The 3,162-nt window shown below is 58.0% G+C and carries 3 protein-coding genes; all 3 read left to right on the forward strand.

Annotated elements, in window-relative coordinates; genetic code table 11:
• Positions 1–57 precede the first annotated feature (57 nt).
• Positions 58–624 (forward strand): AI-2E family transporter, encoded by a 567-nt coding sequence (locus J122_RS17940; protein ID WP_227510281.1) that lies wholly within the window; start codon positions 58–60, stop codon positions 622–624.
• 77 nt (positions 625–701) lie between these two features.
• Complete coding sequence (locus J122_RS17945; RefSeq protein ID WP_061333487.1) at positions 702–1,853, forward strand: alcohol dehydrogenase catalytic domain-containing protein; 1,152 nt, start codon at positions 702–704, stop codon at positions 1,851–1,853.
• The gene (locus J122_RS17950; RefSeq protein ID WP_061333488.1) at positions 1,850–2,941 is read left to right on the forward strand and encodes a proline racemase family protein; all 1,092 of its coding nucleotides are present in this window, start codon (positions 1,850–1,852) and stop codon (positions 2,939–2,941) included. The genes J122_RS17945 and J122_RS17950 overlap by 4 nt, the downstream gene beginning before the upstream one ends.
• Positions 2,942–3,162 lie beyond the last annotated feature (221 nt).

The following is a 3,162-nucleotide window of genomic DNA, read 5'->3' on the forward strand; positions in this document are numbered from 1 at the left end:
CTGTTTACCGGCAGCTTCGACGTTTGCAAAAATTGCCACGACTATTGAAATCGTTTTTTGGCCATCCGGATTTGGCTTATATCTCCGGGTAATGTTCGCTTACTTTATTTCGAATTAGTACCAAGACCGCAGCGCAAGACGGTTCTGAGAATCACCCACGATTCCCAGCAACAGATTGCCCAGTATCTCGCCGTGTTGGGGTTGAGTAACCTATCCGTTGGTGTGCTTACCGGACTCATCTGTTGGGCCATCGGTTTGCCAGACCCGGCGATGTGGGGGCTGATCGCTGGCCTCGCCCGGTTTATACCCTATCTCGGTAATATGCTCACGATTGCACTGCTGGCGGTGGTTTCCGCCATTACCCTGGATACCCTTTGGATGATGGCCATCGCGCCGCTGAGTTTTATCCTGCTGACCACCATTGTTGGTTTCTTCCTGGAACCCTGGATTCACGGCTTTCGCATGGCCATCAACCCGGTCATCATCTTCGTATCCATCTTCTTCTGGGGCTGGCTCTGGGGCCCGGTCGGTGTTCTGCTGGCGGTGCCGCTGATGACGGTCATTCAGGTCGTCCTCAAACAAATACCCCGGTTGCGTCCAGTTTACAAAGTCATAGCTCGATAACCAACGCCCCCTGACACAACCCCAGATGTCTCCTATGCTCTGAAGATCACTGAAACCACCAGAACAGGGAGGAGCCAATGTCCGAGATCCCGGCTTCCATGAAAGCCATGGTCCTCACCGGCCATGGCGGCATCGACAAACTCGAATACCAGGACATATCAGTGCCCAAACCGGCTGCCGGTCAGGTACTGGTGCAGGTAACCGCCACCGCCAAGAACAACACCGATCGCAAAGCCCGGGAAGGACTTTACCCCACGAAAAAAGGCGAGATGACGTCGTTCCAGATGGGGGGCAAGCCCACGTTGACGTTCCCGCGTATTCAGGGCGCCGACATCGCCGGCAGAGTGGTGGCGGTGGGCGAGGGCGTCAGTGGAACCCGTATCGGAGAGCGGGGCCTCCTGGACTTTAACATCTACGCGAACGACCGCACCGATATCAACCTGACTCCGGACTACTACGGCCATGGCGCCGATGGCGGTTACGCCGAATACGTGGCCCTGCCGTCCGATCAGTTTCACCATATCCCAAACCCGGATCTTGCCGATGCCGAACTGGCGGCCATGGGCATGTGTTCCTACCAGACCGCCTACCACATGCTCACCTCCGCCAACGTGCAGGCGGGTGAGCGGGTGCTGGTGACCGGTGCCAGCGGCGGCGTGGGCACCGCACTGATCCAGCTTTGCCGGATCATCGGCGCTGTCCCTTACGCATTGAGCCAGAAAGACAAGGCCCAAACCCTGCTCGATCTGGGCGCCGAAGCGGTGTTGGATCGCAGCGACATGAGTACCTTTGTAGACCGGGTGAAGAAAGAAACCGGCGGCAAACCCCTGGATGCGGTGATGGATTTGGTGGGCGGCGAAATGACGGACATATTCATCGACGCCATGATCTTCGACATGAACGCCCGCAGTACCTACCCGCGCCTGAGCATTGCCGGGGCCAGCGGCGGCAATATCAGCGAGATTCTCTGGACCCGAATCTACCTGTATCAGGTGCAGATTTTCGGGGTCTCCCACGGCACCCGTGAAGAAGCAAACCAGCTGATGACCTGGATTCGCGACGGCCATCTAAAACCCGTGCTGCACGGCGCCTTCAAACTGTCGGACCTGCACCGGGCCGAGGAATACTTCGTAAACCGGGGCGGTAATTATCTGGGCAAGATCGTCATCGTGCCGGATGCCCAATGGCAGGTACACGGCCAACCTTTTGCGCTGGAGGTAGGCGGATGAAACCGGAACTCACTATTCAGTTGATGGATACCCACGCCGGCGGCGATGTCAGCCGTATTGTGACCGGTGGCATCACCGCTCTGCCCGGCGATACCGTGCGAGCCCAGATGGAGTATCTGCGGGATGATGCCGACGGCCTGCGCCGGCTGCTGTTGGAAGAACCCTATGGCATCCCCGAAATGTCTGTCGACCTGCTGGTGCCCGCCACTCATCCGGAAGCCGCCGCCGGATATATCATCATGGAAGTCATGGGCTACCCCATCTACTCCGGCTCTAACACCATCTGCACGGCAACGGCGGTTCTGGAAGCCGGTATCGTCCGCAAACAGGAAGGCAAACAACACTTCAAACTGGAATCCCCCGCCGGCCTGGTGAGCATTGAGGCCACCGTGCATGACGGCGTGGTGGAAGCCATCACCTGCGAAGGCCTGCCCAGCTATATTCACACCCATAACGCCAGTATCAGCGTGCCCGGCATCGGCAAGGTCAACTACAGCGTGGCCTACAGTGGCGGCTTTTACGCCCTGGTAGATGCTAGATCATTGGGCTTCGACCTGACCCTGGATGAAGAACGCCGGTTAGCGGAAACCGCCCATGCCATTGTCGAAGCCATCCAGGCCGAACGGGGCTTTTCCCATTACACTCTGGGCGACGTAGGCCCACTGCCGTTCCTGCACTTCATGGGCCCGGTAGAACAAGTGGCCGAAGGCTACTACCGCTCCCGCTCAGCCACCTACGTGCACCCCGGCGTCATCTGCCGAAGCACCACCGGCACCGGCACCTCGGCAAGACTGGCACTCATGAACCACGAAGGCCGAATCAAACCCGGCGACAAGTTGGAAACCATCTCCCTGCGGGAAACCGGGTTTATTGGGCAGTTCACGGCGGTCGAACAGGAAGGGGAATATCAGGTGGTCAAAAACAACATAACCGGTAAGGCCTATGTCATCGCCCGTTCTGACATCGTGGTGAACTGTGATGACCCGATGGTGAAATGCAACGGTCTGACTCACATCCTCAAATCAGAGGGGGGGTGCTTAACCTGCAGAACCTATCCCGCAGGTAAGCAACCTAGGCGAACGCAGTAACGCCGGCGGGAGGTGGGGAAGGATTTTCTGGCAGGAAAAAAGATGTCTGAGCGAAGCGAGTTGTTTTTTCCAGAAGAAAATCCTTCCCCACCTCCCAGCCCGCCCCCACAACCAAACGGATAGGAGCCCAAACCTACCGAGGCCGCAACCGCCGCTTCTCCGCCCGCCGCATCCAGAACCACGCGATAAACGCGATCACCGAGACCACGGCAATAATGATG

Source organism: Marinobacter excellens LAMA 842 (assembly GCF_001574445.1).
In the GTDB taxonomy this organism is placed as follows: domain Bacteria; phylum Pseudomonadota; class Gammaproteobacteria; order Pseudomonadales; family Oleiphilaceae; genus Marinobacter; species Marinobacter shengliensis.